Here is a 15,753-nt window from a genome sequence, read left to right as displayed (position 1 = left end):
TGTGATGTTACATGATGATTGCTAAGAAACGCACCTTCTGCCCGTCGAGTGCCTTCATGCCGTGCGGGTACTTGGAGTCGAAAAAGATGCTGTCTCCTTCGTTGAGGATAAGTTCTTTACCATTGATACTGAGTAGTAGTTTACCCTCAAGCACGTAGTTAAACTCCTGTCCGGTGTGGTGGTTGTAATTCATCGGGATGCTTTCGTCTTTGGGTTCTACAGTTACGATGAAAGGATCGGCGTTGCGGTTTCTAAAGCCCGAAGCAAGCGACTGGTATTTGTATGCTTTCGTACGTTCTATGGATACTCCCTTGCCTGAGCGGGTCACAAAGTAAGTGCTCATTTTGGGTTCTTCACCAAACATCAATGCATCCAACGCGATGTTGTACTTACGGGCAATGGTTTGAAGCATGCTCACCGATATATCATGTTCTCCCGTTTCGGCTTTAACGTATTCATCGTGGGCAATGCCACACTCGGTGGTTATCTCTTCTACAGAGAGCTCCAGCACTTCGCGCAGTCCGCGCAAGCGTTCGGCTATTTGTTTGATTTGGTCTTCCATGTATATTGTTTTTATGTTGTAGGATTCGAGACTTTCATCGCTTTGATGATAGCCGAGGTAAATCCCGCGTGTTCCAGTTCATTTATCCCTTTGATGGTATAGCCACCCGGAGTCGTTACTTTGTCTATCTCTACCGAAGGATGGGTATCATTATTGAGTATCAGCTCGGCAGCTCCTTTTACGGATTGTGCTACCATTTTCATCGCACTTTGAGGCGGAATACCCATTTCGACACCGGCTTGCATAGCAGCTTGCATATATTTCAACGCATAAGCAATGCCACAGGAAGCTAATGCCGTAGCTGCCCCCATTTGGTTTTCGGGAATAAGCATAGCAAGTCCCATCTCGTTAAAGATGTCCAACATAAGTTGATTTTGTTCTTGAGTAGCAAGTCGTGAGGCAATAAGCGTCATACTTGCCTTATCGGAGATGCCGGTGTTGGGCAATAAGCGAAAGATTGTAGCGTCATCTCCTATCAGGTCGGCAATATTGTAAAACGTAACGCCTGCAGCTATCGAAATAATTACCTGCTTCTCTATATTGAGTTGAAGGCCTTTGATAACCTCTTCTACCAACCAAGGTTTTACAGCTATCATTACCCAATCCGCACCATTTACCGCTTCCTGATTATTGGTGGTTACATTGATACGGTCGTCAAATGCTTTGAGCTTGTTCAGGCTCTCTTTACTTGGGTCGGCAACGAAAACATCTTCACTGGCAACCAGTGTACCTTTGGCAAGTCCACGAGCAATGGCTCCACCCATATTTCCGGCTCCTATAATGGCTATCTTCATATTAATACTTTCTTCAAGCGGGTTAAAAATTCCTCTGCCTCTGCCATACTCAAACAAAGCGGAGGTAACAAACGAATTACATGGGTGCCGGTAACTCCGGTAAATACTTTTTCTTCGAAAAGCAGGCGGCTACGAATTTCTTTGATGGGTTGTTCGAATTCTAAACCAATCATTAAGCCTTTGCCACGCACACTCTTTATTTGTGGGAACTTACTAAGCTCTTCCAACAAGAACGCACCAACAGTAGTAGCATTCTCCACCAGATTTTCCTTTTCAATAACATCGAGCACAGCAAGTGCGGCTGCACAAGCCAGATGATTGCCACCAAAGGTAGTTCCCAACAGACCATAGCTTGGGGTAAACAAAGGACTAATGAGTACGCCACCCAGCGGGAAACCATTACCAATGCCTTTTGCTACAGTAATAATATCTGCTTTGATACCCGCGTATTGATGTGCAAAGAACTTTCCGCTTCGTCCGTATCCGCTTTGTATTTCATCGAGTATCAGGATAGTGCCGTGCGCGGTACATGCCTCGCGAAGCTCCTGCATAAACTCGTTGGTTGGTATTTGAATTCCACCCACACCTTGTATTCCTTCGATGATAACGGCACAAACATCTCCTTTGGCAAGCTCTGTACGCATAGCGGCTATGTCATTCCAAGGCAGGTAAGTAACATGTTCGTTAGCATTGATAGGAGCAATTATCTTAGGGTTGTCGGTTGCTTCTACCGCCAAAGAGGTACGTCCGTGAAAAGATTTCCGGAAAGAAACCACACGTGTACGTCCGTTATGAAAGGAAGCAAGTTTCAGAGCGTTCTCATTTGCCTCGGCTCCCGAGTTTATCAGGAAGAGTGAGTAATCGTCATAGCCACACATTTTACCTAAACGGGTAGCTACCTCCTCCTGCAATTTGTTAACCACCGAATTGGAGTAAAAGCCCAACCGGGCAACCTGTTCGCTGATCATCTTTACATACGTAGGGTGCGAGTGTCCGATAGAAATCACCGCATGACCTCCGTAGAGGTCGAGGTATTGCGTGCCTTTCTCATCCCACACATGGCAGCCTGCTCCTTTTACGATATTTATATCGAATAGTGGGTATACGTCGAATAAATTCATGTTAGAATGCGCTTGGTTTTAATTTCAGCCCAACAGTCTCTTCGAGGTTGAACATCAAGTTCATATTATGCACAGCTTGTCCGGATGCACCTTTCAACAGATTGTCGATGCAGGAAATAATAAAGAGTTTATCGCCATGTTTCTCCAGATGAAGCAAACACTTATTGGTGTTTACCACCTGTTTGAGGTCAATGTTTTTATCGATAATATGTACAAACGAGTCTTTCTCGTAGTACTCGGCAAACATACGGTTGATTTCGCTCAGTTCTACCTTACATTTCAACACAATGGTTGCGAATATTCCACGTGGGAAGTTACCACGATACGGAATGAAGTTGATATCTACATCGAAACTATTTTGCAACTGTTTAAGCGACTGCACTATTTCAGGAATATGCTGATGCTCAAATGCTTTGTACACACTCAGGTTGTTGTCTCTCCAACTGAAGTGAGAGGTTGCACCCGGCTTCACTCCTGCCCCGGTACTTCCGGTGATGGCATTCACATAAATATCGTTGTTCAACAACAGGTTCTTAGCCAATGGCAGCAACGCCAACTGAATAGCGGTAGCAAAGCAACCGGGGTTAGCCACGTATCTGGCTTTGCAGGTAGCACGACGATTCAACTCGGGTAGACCATACACAAATTCATGCTCATCGGACGCTATGCGATAGTCCATAGAGAGGTCAATAATCTTCAGCTCCTGAGGCAGCTCATGGCTTTCGATAAACTTGCGAGTATCGCCATGCGCAGTACAGAAATAGAGCAAGTCGATATCTTGCAAAGGAAGCTCGTCGGTAAAGGTAAGATCGCACTCGCCATAAAGCCCTTCGTGCACATCGGTTATTTTGTTACCGGCATTACTGCTACTATTAATAAAGGTGATTTCCACATCGGGATGATTAACCAACAAACGAATCAATTCGCCTGCCGTGTAACCCGCTCCACCTATGATTCCGACCCGTATCATAATTTCCCGTTTTTGCGTTGGTTAGCGTAGAATATCCGCAATGCTGTTGAAGTAATCTTCGTGAAGCCTTTCGCATCTTCCGAAGTCCATCCTTTTTGTATTTCTCCGTACTCGCCGAAGTCGTTTTTCACCAAGTCAAAATCAGATTCCACACCGACCAGTGTATAACTGTATGGGCGAAGAATAATGCTTACCGTACCGTTTACATTTCGCTGCGAACTGCTGAGCATTGCTTCGATGTCGCGCATTACGGGTTCAAGGTATTGCGCTTCATGCAGGAACATGCCATACCAGGTAGCCACTTGGTCTTTCCAGTAAAGCTGCCATTTGCTCAGGGTATGCTTCTCTAGCATTTTGTGTGCATTGATTATAAGTAATGGTCCTGCCGCTTCGAAGCCCACACGACCTTTGAGCCCAATGATTGTATCGCCCACATGCATATCGCGACCAATACCATATTTATTTCCAATCTCCTCTACTTTATTAATTGCTTTCACCTTGTCGGCAAAAGCTTCTCCGTTCACGGCACACAGCTCGCCTTCTTTGAATTCCAGCTTCAGGACTTCGGTACCTGTTTGGGTTACCTGGCTTGGATATGCCTCTTCGGGAAGGGTTTGTTCGCTGTTCAAGGTTTCTTTACCACCGATAGAGGTTCCCCATAATCCTTTATTAATAGAGTATTCCATTTTGGTGAAGTCGGCTTCATAGCCATGTTCGCGCAGATAATTTATTTCATATTCGCGGGTAAGAATCATATCACGGGTAGGCGTAATTATTTCAATACCCGGTGCCAACACCTCGAAGGTAAGGTCAAAGCGCACCTGATCGTTGCCTGCTCCGGTACTACCGTGCGCAATAGCATCGGCTCCTATTTCTTTTGCATAATCGGCAATGGCAATAGCTTGAAAAATACGCTCCGAGCTTACCGAGATGGGATATGTTCCATTGCGCAGCACATTGCCAAATACCATGTATTTAATACTCTTTTCGTAGTAATCTTGCGTAACGTCCAACGTAGCATGTTTTACCGCACCCAGCCTGTAAGCTTTCTCTTCAATGGATTTTAGCTCTTCGGGAGTAAATCCACCGGTGTTGGCAATAGCTGTATATACTTCAAACCCTTTGTCTTTTGACAAGTACATGGCACAGAAAGAGGTATCCAAACCTCCACTAAATGCTAAAACTACTTTCTTTTTCATTGTTATATTGTGTTTTAAGTGTCAAAATTAACGTTTTTAGTGCGATTAACCGACACCAACTATGATTATTTGCTTATTCTGTTTCTTTTTCCTTATCTGTTTCTTTCTTCGCCTGCTTCTTTTCATGCTTTTTGGGATCGTATAGCATGGCGGTACAGATACAATACTTGCGTCCTGTGCGTTCCAGTACATCATGGTTGCAACAGCCCTCGCATCCTTTCCAGAAGGATTCATCGTCCGTCAACTCCACAAAAGGAACCGGCACATAGCCCAGTTCTGTATTAATTTTCATCACAGGTCCGCCACTTGTCAAACCAAAAAGCTTTGCATTGGGCCACCGCAGACGCGATAGCGTAAAGGCGGCTTGTTTAATGCGTTTGGCAAGTCCGTGCCCACGGTACTTCTCTACCACGATAAGCCCGGAATTGGCTACGTACTGTTTGTTACCCCAGCTTTCGATGTAACAAAAGCCGGCAAACTCCTCACCGTCGAGCGCAATGATTGCTTTGCCCTCTTTCATTTTCTGAGCTACGTACTCGTGCGTGCGTTTGGCAATTCCTGTTCCTCTTATCTTGGCGGCAGCGGTGATTGTTTCTAAAATAATGTCGACATACATTTCATGCGATGCGTCGGCAACCATAACATCTATTTGATTGTCCATTGCTTGTTCTCTTCCTAATATGTTTAAAGGATTAATATAGCCTCGGCGGAATAATGAACGATAATAAATCGCTGGCTCTTTCGTGGCTCAGGTTCTCTGCTAATACTAATATAATTGTGTCGTCTCCGGCTACAGTTCCTAATATTTCTGCATAATTGCGGTTATCAATATCAAAGGCTATCATACTGGCATATCCGGGTTTGGTCTTGACTACGGCAATATTCCTTGAGAAGCGCAGCGAAATAAATCCGTTATTAACGGGTAGTTCGCCGGTGCTCTCTTCAAAAAATCGTCGATACATAATGTTGTTGGGCAACACATAAATGTATTCGCCGGTAGCCGTAATAGCTTTGGCTACCTTTAATTGTTTCAAGTCGCGTGATAGTGTGGCTTGCGTAAGCTTAAATCCTTCTGCGGCTAATTCTTTTAACAATTCATCCTGATTACTCATTTCTTTGCTGGATATAAGCATTTTGATTGCTTCCAGTCTATTGGCTTTTTGCTTCATCGTTGCATAATTATTCCTTAGAAGCTGCAAAATTATACCTTATTTTTGAATATTATGCAGAAACAAGCAAAAATATTCACTTTCGGTCGTGTTTTTATGCACTTTTAGTCATGCAACTAAATCCAGCTTGCGTATTGAAATATTGCATCGAGCTGTTCTGCTATCTGTTGTCTGTCCCTGTCGCTGCGATTGGCAAAGAAGAGGTATAACAGATTTTTCTCGGGGAATCTGCCTGCGTAGATTTGAAAACCGCCATTGTCGCCCGTATGATATACCTTCTTGGGCATGCCGGGTTTCTCTTCGATGAACCAACCATAACCATACGAGGTGTACGGACGGTTTTGATAGGTACTATATGGACTATCTGTAACAATGATTTGCGGTGCATGGGCAGTTTCTGTAGTCTCGGCAGAGATGAGAATATTATTCCGCAGGGCTTTCTCCCACAGTACAAATTCGTTTACAGAGGTATAAATCCCTCCATCGGCTTTGGAAGCAAAGAATGACTCCTCGCCATAATCGTATTCTTCCCAACGAAGCGTGTCTTTATCAAACTCATAGCCATGTGCCATTCGAGGTATCTCTTTACCGGCTTCAAAGTAGGTCGATTCGTTCATTCCTGCAGCCTTAAAAATGCGCTCTTGCATAAAGTCATCAAACTGCATACCCGACGCCCTTTCTATAATGGTGTACATCAGCTGATAAGTAGGATTCATGTATTCGTAGTAAGCGCCCGGTTCAAAATTCAGTTGCTCTAACGTACCGATATAAGCATAAGATTCTACATCAGTAGAATACAACACAAAATCACGGTCGCTACGATCTCGCGTATCAGGAATACCCGAAGTATGAGTGAGTAGATGCTTTAACGTAATCTTTTCCAAAAGTGGAGAAGTAAATTCGGGAAACCATTTGCTGACTGCATCATCGAGCGAGAGGCGTTCTTCTTCGGCAAGCATAAGGATGGCAACCGCAGAAAACTGTTTTGAAACGGAGGCTATATTAAAAAACGTCTGCTCGTTTATCGGTGTTTGCTCGTCCATATCGGCTATACCATAACCTTTGCTGAAGAGAACATTGTTATCTTTTAAGATTAAAACTGCCGCACCTGGCTCATTGACAGGGTAGAGCGATGTAAAAAGAGAATCGATTTTTTCGAGAGCAACCTCATGTTTGCTCTTATTGCATGATGTAAGCATAAGAGTGACGAATAGAGTTATTAATAAGGGTTTCATACTTTGTGCTTTTGGATTCTTGAACAAAGGTAATAAAAGAAAAGAAAACCCAGTGAGCTTTTCTAAAAAGTCAAAGAACTTTTAGAAAGACTCACTGGGTTTTGGAGTAAAACTCACTGGATTTTCAGGACATTTTGTAACTCTTAAACGTGCGATAGCCATACCACGCCACTACCACAAAACAAATAAGCGGCAATACGAACGATATATTCACAGCATGGAAACCACCAATCATACCTTGGTCAATAATACTTGCTTGCAGCGGTGGGAGCACCGACCCACCAAGGATAGCCATGATAAGACCTGCCGCACCAAACTTAGCGTCGTCTCCCATACCTTCGAGGGCTATACCGTAAATTGTGGGGAACATAAGCGACATACACGCCGACACACCCACCAAGCAATAAAGACCGTAGATGTTTTCAAAACCTATAACACCTGCCGTTAAACAAGTAGCCATTATTGCAAGCACCATAAGTAGCTTACCTGCATTGAGGTAGCGCAACAAAAATGTGCATACAAAGCGGCTACAACAGAAAATAATCATCGCCACGATGTTGTACTGCTGAGACAGTACTTCGGCAGCTTTCTCGCCCATACCTTCGGAAACGAAATAGCGTGTACCATATTGAATAATGAATGTCCAGCACATAATCTGCGCACCTACATAGAAGAATTGCGCGATAACACCCTCGCGATAGCGTGGCAAGGAGAAGATGCGTTTGAGCGTAGGAACAAAGTCTATATTCTGCGATTGGTCTTTACCTTTAGGCATTTTAGTGAAACGAATAATCAGGAAGATGGCGGCAATAACCAAACCAATCATTAAATAAGGAGTAACCAATGTGGTAAGTTCCGCATTCTTTACCGTCTCGAAAGCTTCGGGTGTTAATGCTTCTCGCTCTGCCGACTCCATAGGGTTGAGTCTCGCCTGAATAAAGTTCATCGCCACATACATTCCCAGTAGCGAACCCATAGGGTTAAACGATTGTGCCAGGTTTAAACGACGGGTAGCTGTCTCGGGCGAGCCCATGGAAAGGATGTAAGGATTGGCACTTGTTTCGAGAAAAGACAATCCGCAGGTAAGGATAAAGTATGCCAACAAGAATGGATAGTACTCTCCGGTGAGTTTCGCCGGAAAAAAGAGGAACGCCCCAATGGCATACAGTCCCAAGCCAAGCAAGATGCCTGCTTTATAAGAGTATTTACGAATAAATATAGCTGCCGGAAAAGCCATAGCAAAATATCCGCCGTAGAAAGCAACTTGCACCAGTGCCCCGTCGGTTACGCTCATACGGAATATCTTGGAGAAAGCTTTCACCATGGGGTTAGTAATATCGTTGGCAAATCCCCAAAGGGCAAAGCAGAGAGTAATTAAAATAAAGGGAAGCACGTAGCTCACGCCTTTATAATGCAGCAATGTGTGTTTGTTGTCTTTCATGGTGTGTATTTATGGGTTATAAAGATGAGGGCGCCATCGAAGCGCCCTCTTTTTGTTCAATTGTTGCGCAAGTTACAAAATTATTTGTAAATAGCACCATATGTTTGGCATGCGCGATAATCGGCTCCTTCTTTATCCATTCCAAACGCGTTCCATGCGGTAGGACGGAAGATTTCGGAATCCTCAACATTGTGCATACACACCGGTATTCTCAACATGGAAGCGAGCGTTATTAAATCCTTGCCTATGTGCCCGTAGCTAATAGCACCATGATTGGCACCCCAGTTGTTCATAACCGAATAAACATCCTTGAAGGCATCTTTCTTTGGATCCAGACGAGGGGCAAACCAAGTGGTAGGCCATGTTTTATCGGTGCGGTGGTGCAGGATGTGATGTATTTCGGGGTCGATGTCACAAGTCCATCCTTCGGCAATCTGAAGCACAGGTCCTAAACCTTTCACCAAGTTCAAACGCGACATGGTTACGGGCATACCGCCTTTAGATAGGAAGTTGGACGAGAAGCCACCTCCACGGAAGTAGTCACGGTCGGCAGGGAACCATGTTGTAGCTTCCAAGCATGCTTCCATTTCCTTTTCGCTGATTTCCCAGAAAGGTTTCATGGCCGGTTCACCGGCAGCATTGGTTTGTTGTCCGGTACCATCGAGCGTAGTTGCTCCCGAATTGATAAGGTGGATAATACCATTGGCTGCTTGTCCGGTAAGTTTCTTGCCTGTTACACGCTCCACAGCTTCGGGGCTCCAATAAGTACGCACGTCCGAGAAGATTTGCGCGGTGTTGGTCAGCAGATGTCCGAACAACATAGCAACTCCATTGCAAGCGTCATTTTCGGTTGCCAAAACATAGGCTTGACGAATACCGTTCCAGTCGAATGAGGTACAGAGCAATGCTTCGCTGAAGTCTCCATTGGGCATGAAATCCGTCCACTGGCGTTGTCCTTGGAAGCCTGCAGCAATAGCGTTGTGTCCAAGGGCTTCTTCTTTAAAACCTTTCTCTAACAGTTTGGGATTTCCTTGCATCAGGTCGCGAATAATGAGTGTCATTTTCACCACAAACTCCCAGTCTTTATCTTTTTCTTCGCGTGCTTTCTGTTTCTCGGCACGGTTGTAATCTGTTCCTTCGTTGGGTTTGCAATATTTCTTTGTCCATTCCATCGCTTTTTCAAACTCTGCCTCGTCATAGATTTTTTGCTCCATACGGCGAATTATTTCGATAGAGTCAATAGACTCATTGCGCATACCAAGATATTCCTGGAAGAAATTTGGGTCTACGATAGAACCGGCAATACCCATAGACACACTACCCACAGAGAGGTATGATTTACCACGCATAACAGCTACCGCTTGTGCTGAACGGGCAAAACGAAGTATCTTTTCTGCTGCATCGGCAGGGATGGTATTATCGGAGAGGTCTTGAACATCGTGTCCGTAGATACCGAATGCCGGCAAACCTTTTTGTGCGTGTGCCGCCAATACTGCAGCCAGATATACAGCTCCGGGACGTTCTGTACCATTGAATCCCCAAACAGCTTTAGGATAGTGGGGGTTCATATCCATAGTTTCGGCACCATAGCACCAGCAAGAGGTTACGGTAATGGAGCTACCCACACCTTCGCGTTCGAACTTAGCGGCACATGCAGCACTCTCGGCTACGCGACCAATGGTTCCGTCGGCTATCACACACTCCACCGGTGTGCCATCACCATTTTTCAGATTGGAGGTAATGAGGTCGGCAACTGCCTTTGCCAGTGCCATTGTTTTTTCTTCCAGACTCTCGCGTACGCCGCCCTGTCTGCCATCGATTGTCGGACGAATGCCGATTTTTGGCCATTGGCCTTGAAATCTTTTGGTGCTCATGATACGTTTTGTATAATTGGTTAATAATGAATGAGTCAAAGATAGAATTTAGGTTTCGCAAACCATTGCATTATTCCGACGTAAGAGTTGCACTTTTTCGACACTTTATAAAGTATTTCTTTTGTTTCAGCCTAAAAACTAACTATGTTTGCAAAACGAAAGAGTAACAGAATAACGATATGGCATTACTCCCAACGCTACTCAATGTGGGGCATCTTAACCTCTTTGCCAACTGGAACTGGAAAGATGTGTACAGTCCTTTCGCCCGTATTTACTATGTAGAGAGCGGTAGTGCCAAGGTGCACATATATAATAAGGTGTACACACTACGACCCGGCAACCTATATCTCATTCCGCCATTTACCCGACACGATGATACGTGCGATGATCATTTCTCGCTTTACTACGTCCACTTCTACGAAAGCAACACCAATAAAAGCTCCATCTTCGACCGTTTTAATTTTCCGTTCGAAGTAGCTGCGACAGATGTACTCACCACCAGTCTGTTTTCTCGTATACTTACCATCAACCCTAATCGTCATTTACCACAAATAGACCCAGTGCTTTACGACAATATGCCCAAACTTTCGCAATTTGCCGCCGAAAACAAACGTATGCCACTGCACTCCATTATCGAAACGCAAGGCATCTTGTTACAACTCCTCGCCTGTTTCCTGCAGATGGCAACACTGAAAGCTGCTTACACCGACGATCGCATCAACAAATGCCTTGCCTACATACAAGCGCATACCGACAAGAGCATCACCCTTGCCGAATTGGCAAATACCTCTTGTCTGAGCGAAGATCATTTGATACGTCTGTTCAAAAAAGATGTGGGGTGCACACCACTCAAATACATCAACGGCAAGAAAATGGAGCGGGCACAACTGCTACTACTTACTACCGACCTCTCCGTAAGAGAGATTGCCATGGAGTTCTCCATCGACAACATATCTTACTTCAACCGCATGTTCAAACAGCACACGGGCAATACGCCAAGCGAATATCGTAATACGCGCCACTCCTGATTAAAAAGGGAAACATACAGACAACTCGTTGATAATGTTTTTTGTATGTTTGCAATATATTAATCTAAAACGAGCTATTATGAATACGTCATTAGAAGTCGTTAAAACCATAACACCCTATTTAGCACTATCGGGGTTCCTATTATCCATCGTTTCGTTTATTGTCAGCCTTTCTTCGAACAGAAGAAACTTCAAAAAGCAATTATTCAAAGAGATATTAGATGAGTTTGACCAAGAGAAATTAGGCAAATGCACGTACGACCTATGGAATTTCTATGGCATTGACCCCGAAACCTATATAGAAAGATATGTAGAAGCGGTTAAAAATGGCGATAACGAATTACACTTCAAAAGAAGACACATCTCGTCATTTTATCAAAAGCTGGCTTTTTATTATAAAAAGGGGTATATATCCAAGAAAGACATCAAGGTGTTTTGGGGAAAATCCTTTGCCGACACTATCACTCTTTTACTACTCCCAATCGAGTACAAAGCCATGCCCCAGATATTGCATACCGAAATGGCACTCAGTGAGAAGATCAAGAATATGAGTAAGATAGCAGCAATCTATTCGCCAAGAGAGAAGCGGTGGAAGCGCGTTTTTTCCCTACTCCTTAAAAACAGAAAAACCCCATAAGTCATTGACTTATAGAGCTCATCTTCATCTTCCGTACTCGGAGCGGGACTTGAACCCGCACAGCCGCTATGGCCAAAGGATTTTAAGTCCTTCGTGTCTACCATTCCACCATCCGAGCATCCTTATTTCAAAAAAAACGAGCGAAAGACGGGATTCGAACCCGCGACCCTAACCTTGGCAAGGTTATGCTCTACCAACTGAGCTACTTTCGCGATTGCGGATGCAAATATAAGTGGTTTTCGGTTATTGACAAAACTTTTTTTATTGAAAGTTCTATTAATTGGTAACTTTCAGTGTTGTGCCACTAACAGAAACGGTATATCTTTTCAGGTATTCGGTGCCTCCACCCTCTTCGGGATGCCCTCCACCACTCAGATTATAACGGGTACCACACTTAGGACAAGTGGCTCTGCCAATGCCATCTTCAATGACTGTTACCGAAACTTTACGGTCTGCCTCTACAGGGCAAGCGGCATCATACGCTATATAATCGCCATAAATAGAGCGACCAATGATGAGTCCACCATAGCCCAACGGCAGGTAGTGGCTATCCTTCGTCACCGGAATAAACATGCCTTGTGTTTGTATCTTATAATAAGGAGATTGCAGCAGGCTACACGAAAAATTTATCCGCACATTGGGAATACTGGAGTCGTAGCTGTCGCTACACGAAGCCACAAACGCACACAAAGATATTATAAGGAGAAGTTTACGCATACTATAATATACGATGAAACCGAGAATATATTGCCCTTACATCTGCACCGTAGCCAGAATTTCTTCTATTCCCGCCAATTCCTCGGACGAGAATTCGAGTTTGTTCAAGGCAGCCAAATTATCACTCAACTGCTGCACGGAGCTTGCACCTACAATAACCGAAGTAACATATTCATTGTGCAATACCCACGCCAACGCCATCTCAGCAAGTGTTTGTCCACGCTGCCCTGCTAGTTCGTTCAATTTTATCGCCGCGCTGATTTTATCATCAGTTACCTGCTCTTTCTTCAGGAAGCCGGTAGCACGTGCGGCACGAGAGCCTTCAGGAATACCATTTATGTATTTATTGGTCAGCAATCCCTGCGCCAACGGCGAGAAAGCTACAAACCCACAACCATATTCACCTGCAAGCTGCAACACCCCCTGTTCCACGGCACGGGTAAACATACTGTATCTATCTTGACACACCAGGCAAGGCACACCGGCAGCTTTCAGCATTTCGTAGGCTACGCGTGCCTGCTGGCGTGGATATTTAGAGATACCCACATAGAGCGCCTTGCCTTGGCGAACGATATCGATAAGCGCCTGCATGGTTTCCTCCACAGGCGTAATACCATCGTAGCGGTGGCTATAGAAGATATCGAAATATTCCAGCCCGGTACGTTTGAGGCTTTGGTCGATGCTTGCCATGAGGTTCTTGCGCGAACTGCGGTCGCCATAGGGTCCGGGCCACATTTCGTGTCCGGCTTTGGAAGCAATAATCATCTCGTCGCGATATGCGGCAAAGTTATTCTTCAATATTTTTCCGAAGTTAGTTTCAGCAGAACCAGGAGGAGGACCATAATTGTTTGCCAGGTCGAAGTGTGTAATACCATTGTCGAACGCATAGCGAATCATATCTGTTGCCACAGAGAAATCATCCACATCGCCAAAGTTATGCCACAGCCCCAAAGAAACACGGGGAAGCAACAAGCCACTATTACCGCAGTACTTATAGGACATTTTATTGTCGTAGCGGGTTTCGGAGGGTTTGTAATTCATGATTTAAAGTATTTAGTAAACAACAGGAAAGTTCAAGGCTATTCGCCCAGCAAGCGCTTCTCGGCAGCTTGTGCACGTTCAAAGTCGAAGCCGTCCATTACGTTTTGCATCAGCAGTTGCACGTGTTCGTTGCAAAGGTTACCAATGCTTCCTTCGTGCATATGATCCACGGTTTTATCGTGCGCAAAGTTTCCGGCTTCAATATCCATTCCCACTTTTTTGTACGCGTCGCGAAACGGCATACCTTCACGCGCCAAGCGGTTCACTTCTTCTACGCTGAAGATGCTCAAATACTTGTCATCGTCCAAGATGTGTTCGTTTACGTTAATTTCCTGCATGATGTAGGTAGTCATCTGCAAACAGTCTTTCAGCTCTTGAAAAGCGGGTATAAAGACCTCCTTGATAATCTGTAAATCGCGGAAATAGCCCGACGGCAGGTTATTGATAATCATCATTATCTGCTGTGGCAGGGCTTGTATCTTGTTGCACTTGGCACGGGTAAGTTCAAATACGTCGGGATTCTTCTTATGTGGCATGATGCTCGAACCGGTAGTACATTCGTCGGGTAGTTTCACAAAACCGAAGTTCTGGCTATTAAACAGGCAGGCATCATAAGCAAGCTTAGAGATGGTTCCTGCTATGCTTGCCAAAGCAAAGGCTACGTTACGTTCCAGTTTCCCACGACCCATCTGCGCATAAACCACGTTGTAGTTCATAGAGTCAAAACCCAACAGTTCGGTAGTCATGGTGCGGTTCAATGGAAACGAAGAGCCGTAACCGGCAGCAGAACCCAGCGGATTTCGATTACACATTTTATAGGCAGCTTGCAAGAAGAGCATATCGTCGGTAAGGCTCTCGGCGTAAGCACCAAACCACAACCCGAAGGAAGAAGGCATAGCTATCTGCAAATGGGTATAGCCGGGCAGTAATACGTTTTTGTATTTCTCGCTTTGGTTGATGAGCACCTGGAAGAGCTCTTCCACACACTCGGCTATGTTGCGTATCTGCGCACGGGTAAATAGTTTCAAATCGACCAACACTTGATCATTGCGTGAACGACCGCTGTGTATCTTCTTTCCTACATCGCCCAGTCTGCGGGTAAGCAGTAGTTCGACCTGCGAGTGTACATCTTCCACCCCCTCTTCGATGAGGAAGTCGCCGCTTTCTATTTCGGCATGGATATTTTTCAGTTCGGCAAGCAATTGCGCCAGTTCGCTCTTTGTGAGCAGGTCGATGCTTTCGAGCATGGTGATGTGCGCCATAGACCCCAATACATCATATTTAGCAAGGAAGAGATCCATTTCGCGATCTCTACCCACAGTAAATCGTTCTATTTCTTTGTTTACCTGTGTACTTTTTTCCCAGAGTTTCTGTGCCATCGCAAAGCTGTATTTTTAGGTGAAACGCCTTAATTAATAAGGTATGGTAGCCAAGGCTGAGGCCATCTTCTCCAAACCGTCTTGCAGTGGTTTTTGTATCATACCCGCCATCATGGGATTGATGTCTAAACCTATGGTGAGTTTTATCTTACACTCTTCTTCGGTGGAAGGTACAAGTTGTATCCATAATTTAAAGGGGATGGGCGAAACGGATGTTTCAAACTTGATGCATTTACATGGTTCGCGTTCCACGACTTCGAGTGTAAGGCTACCTACGGGTGCTACGCTGAAGCTAATGGAGTTATCATCGAACGAAAAATCTTGCACCTTGTCGGCAGGTATCTTATCTTGAATACTTTTCAGGTTATTCATATCCGATAGTTTGGCATACACACGCTCCTGACTAAAGGGAATAAGCTGAACGCTACTTTCTATTTTCTTCATTATGTGGTTTCTTTATTATTAAAGTGTAGAGAGGGAAAGCTGCTTTAACCAAATTCTTTCCTGCTTTTGGCTAAAGCCATGTTTATGCTTGCAACCTGCCCGTCGGTTAAAACCGACGGCAACTAATGGCTGACAACTATCA

The 15,753-nt window shown here is 44.7% G+C and carries 16 protein-coding genes and 2 tRNA genes; 2 read left to right on the top strand and 16 right to left on the bottom strand.

Annotated elements, in window-relative coordinates:
* Positions 1-7: 7 nt before the first annotated feature.
* From D0T50_RS06855 to fucI, 10 genes are all read right to left on the bottom strand, one after another.
* Positions 8-562: a helix-turn-helix domain-containing protein gene (locus tag D0T50_RS06855; RefSeq protein WP_163222766.1), complete on the bottom strand. Its 555-nt coding sequence runs from the start codon at positions 560-562 to the stop codon at positions 8-10.
* Positions 563-573: 11 nt separating this feature from the next.
* A complete protein-coding gene (gene proC / locus D0T50_RS06850; protein ID WP_163222765.1) occupies positions 574-1,356 on the bottom strand; it encodes a pyrroline-5-carboxylate reductase in 783 nt (260 codons plus the stop codon).
* Positions 1,353-2,477: an aspartate aminotransferase family protein gene (locus D0T50_RS06845; protein WP_163222764.1), complete on the bottom strand. Its 1,125-nt coding sequence runs from the start codon at positions 2,475-2,477 to the stop codon at positions 1,353-1,355. Before D0T50_RS06845 ends, proC begins: the two co-directional genes overlap by 4 nt.
* Before the next feature lies 1 nt (position 2,478).
* Positions 2,479-3,447 (bottom strand): N-acetyl-gamma-glutamyl-phosphate reductase, encoded by a 969-nt coding sequence (gene argC / locus D0T50_RS06840; RefSeq protein ID WP_163222763.1) that lies wholly within the window; start codon positions 3,445-3,447, stop codon positions 2,479-2,481.
* Positions 3,444-4,646, bottom strand: a complete 1,203-nt coding sequence (locus tag D0T50_RS06835) for an argininosuccinate synthase (RefSeq protein ID WP_163222762.1) — start codon at positions 4,644-4,646, stop codon at positions 3,444-3,446. Before D0T50_RS06835 ends, argC begins: the two co-directional genes overlap by 4 nt.
* 73 nt (positions 4,647-4,719) lie before the next feature.
* Positions 4,720-5,307 (bottom strand): GNAT family N-acetyltransferase, encoded by a 588-nt coding sequence (locus tag D0T50_RS06830; RefSeq protein WP_163222761.1) that lies wholly within the window; start codon positions 5,305-5,307, stop codon positions 4,720-4,722.
* A 31-nt stretch (positions 5,308-5,338) separates the two neighbouring features.
* A complete protein-coding gene (locus D0T50_RS06825; protein ID WP_163222760.1) occupies positions 5,339-5,815 on the bottom strand; it encodes an arginine repressor in 477 nt (158 codons plus the stop codon).
* Positions 5,816-5,931: 116 nt separating this feature from the next.
* Positions 5,932-7,050 carry a serine hydrolase gene (locus D0T50_RS06820; protein ID WP_163222759.1) on the bottom strand — a complete coding sequence of 373 codons (1,119 nt, stop codon included), beginning with the start codon at positions 7,048-7,050 and terminating at the stop codon, positions 5,932-5,934.
* Positions 7,051-7,174: 124 nt separating this feature from the next.
* Positions 7,175-8,491 carry an L-fucose:H+ symporter permease gene (gene fucP / locus D0T50_RS06815; RefSeq protein WP_163222758.1) on the bottom strand — a complete coding sequence of 439 codons (1,317 nt, stop codon included), beginning with the start codon at positions 8,489-8,491 and terminating at the stop codon, positions 7,175-7,177.
* 80 nt (positions 8,492-8,571) lie between these two features.
* Positions 8,572-10,365: an L-fucose isomerase gene (gene fucI, locus D0T50_RS06810; protein ID WP_163222757.1), complete on the bottom strand. Its 1,794-nt coding sequence runs from the start codon at positions 10,363-10,365 to the stop codon at positions 8,572-8,574.
* A gap of 179 nt (positions 10,366-10,544) precedes the next feature.
* Between fucI and D0T50_RS06805 the strand changes: the two genes are divergently transcribed.
* Both D0T50_RS06805 and D0T50_RS06800 read left to right on the top strand, forming a co-directional pair.
* On the top strand, positions 10,545-11,393 hold the full coding sequence (locus D0T50_RS06805) for an AraC family transcriptional regulator (RefSeq protein WP_163222756.1): 849 nt from the start codon (positions 10,545-10,547) through the stop codon (positions 11,391-11,393).
* Between the two features lie 79 nt (positions 11,394-11,472).
* A complete protein-coding gene (locus D0T50_RS06800) occupies positions 11,473-12,030 on the top strand; it encodes a hypothetical protein (RefSeq protein ID WP_163222755.1) in 558 nt (185 codons plus the stop codon).
* 34 nt (positions 12,031-12,064) lie between these two features.
* On the opposite strand, the gene D0T50_RS06795 is transcribed toward D0T50_RS06800, so the two are convergent.
* The 6 genes from D0T50_RS06795 to D0T50_RS06770 all read right to left on the bottom strand — a co-directional run bounded on the left by D0T50_RS06795 (position 12,065) and on the right by D0T50_RS06770 (position 15,611).
* Positions 12,065-12,148 (bottom strand) — tRNA-Leu (locus D0T50_RS06795).
* A gap of 21 nt (positions 12,149-12,169) precedes the next feature.
* A tRNA-Gly gene (locus D0T50_RS06790) sits at positions 12,170-12,242 on the bottom strand.
* Positions 12,243-12,306: 64 nt separating this feature from the next.
* Positions 12,307-12,747: a hypothetical protein gene (locus D0T50_RS06785; protein WP_163222754.1), complete on the bottom strand. Its 441-nt coding sequence runs from the start codon at positions 12,745-12,747 to the stop codon at positions 12,307-12,309.
* 36 nt (positions 12,748-12,783) lie between these two features.
* Positions 12,784-13,788 carry an aldo/keto reductase gene (locus D0T50_RS06780; protein WP_163222753.1) on the bottom strand — a complete coding sequence of 335 codons (1,005 nt, stop codon included), beginning with the start codon at positions 13,786-13,788 and terminating at the stop codon, positions 12,784-12,786.
* Between the two features lie 38 nt (positions 13,789-13,826).
* Positions 13,827-15,167: an argininosuccinate lyase gene (gene argH, locus D0T50_RS06775; RefSeq protein WP_163222752.1), complete on the bottom strand. Its 1,341-nt coding sequence runs from the start codon at positions 15,165-15,167 to the stop codon at positions 13,827-13,829.
* A gap of 33 nt (positions 15,168-15,200) precedes the next feature.
* On the bottom strand, positions 15,201-15,611 hold the full coding sequence (locus D0T50_RS06770) for an SRPBCC family protein (protein ID WP_163222751.1): 411 nt from the start codon (positions 15,609-15,611) through the stop codon (positions 15,201-15,203).
* Positions 15,612-15,753: the final 142 nt, after the last annotated feature.

This window comes from Bacteroides sp. 214 (genome assembly GCF_010501015.1).
In the GTDB taxonomy this organism is placed as follows: Bacteria; Bacteroidota; Bacteroidia; order Bacteroidales; family Bacteroidaceae; genus Bacteroides.
This window is presented reverse-complemented; position numbering and strand designations above follow the sequence as displayed.

Excerpts from the sequence above, each read along its gene's own strand:
- D0T50_RS06820 (WP_163222759.1), bottom strand. The coding sequence starts at position 7,050 with ATGAAACCCTTATTAATAACTCTATTCGTCACTCTTATGCTTACATCA.
- argC (WP_163222763.1), bottom strand. The coding sequence starts at position 3,447 with ATGATACGGGTCGGAATCATAGGTGGAGCGGGTTACACGGCAGGCGAA.
- proC (WP_163222765.1), bottom strand. The coding sequence starts at position 1,356 with ATGAAGATAGCCATTATAGGAGCCGGAAATATGGGTGGAGCCATTGCT.
- fucI (WP_163222757.1), bottom strand. The coding sequence starts at position 10,365 with ATGAGCACCAAAAGATTTCAAGGCCAATGGCCAAAAATCGGCATTCGT.
- D0T50_RS06785 (WP_163222754.1), bottom strand. The coding sequence starts at position 12,747 with ATGCGTAAACTTCTCCTTATAATATCTTTGTGTGCGTTTGTGGCTTCG.
- fucP (WP_163222758.1), bottom strand. The coding sequence starts at position 8,491 with ATGAAAGACAACAAACACACATTGCTGCATTATAAAGGCGTGAGCTAC.
- D0T50_RS06805 (WP_163222756.1), top strand. The coding sequence starts at position 10,545 with ATGGCATTACTCCCAACGCTACTCAATGTGGGGCATCTTAACCTCTTT.
- D0T50_RS06780 (WP_163222753.1), bottom strand. The coding sequence starts at position 13,788 with ATGAATTACAAACCCTCCGAAACCCGCTACGACAATAAAATGTCCTAT.
- D0T50_RS06830 (WP_163222761.1), bottom strand. The coding sequence starts at position 5,307 with ATGGACAATCAAATAGATGTTATGGTTGCCGACGCATCGCATGAAATG.
- D0T50_RS06800 (WP_163222755.1), top strand. The coding sequence starts at position 11,473 with ATGAATACGTCATTAGAAGTCGTTAAAACCATAACACCCTATTTAGCA.
- D0T50_RS06845 (WP_163222764.1), bottom strand. The coding sequence starts at position 2,477 with ATGAATTTATTCGACGTATACCCACTATTCGATATAAATATCGTAAAA.
- D0T50_RS06770 (WP_163222751.1), bottom strand. The coding sequence starts at position 15,611 with ATGAAGAAAATAGAAAGTAGCGTTCAGCTTATTCCCTTTAGTCAGGAG.
- D0T50_RS06825 (WP_163222760.1), bottom strand. The coding sequence starts at position 5,815 with ATGAAGCAAAAAGCCAATAGACTGGAAGCAATCAAAATGCTTATATCC.
- D0T50_RS06835 (WP_163222762.1), bottom strand. The coding sequence starts at position 4,646 with ATGAAAAAGAAAGTAGTTTTAGCATTTAGTGGAGGTTTGGATACCTCT.
- argH (WP_163222752.1), bottom strand. The coding sequence starts at position 15,167 with ATGGCACAGAAACTCTGGGAAAAAAGTACACAGGTAAACAAAGAAATA.
- D0T50_RS06855 (WP_163222766.1), bottom strand. The coding sequence starts at position 562 with ATGGAAGACCAAATCAAACAAATAGCCGAACGCTTGCGCGGACTGCGC.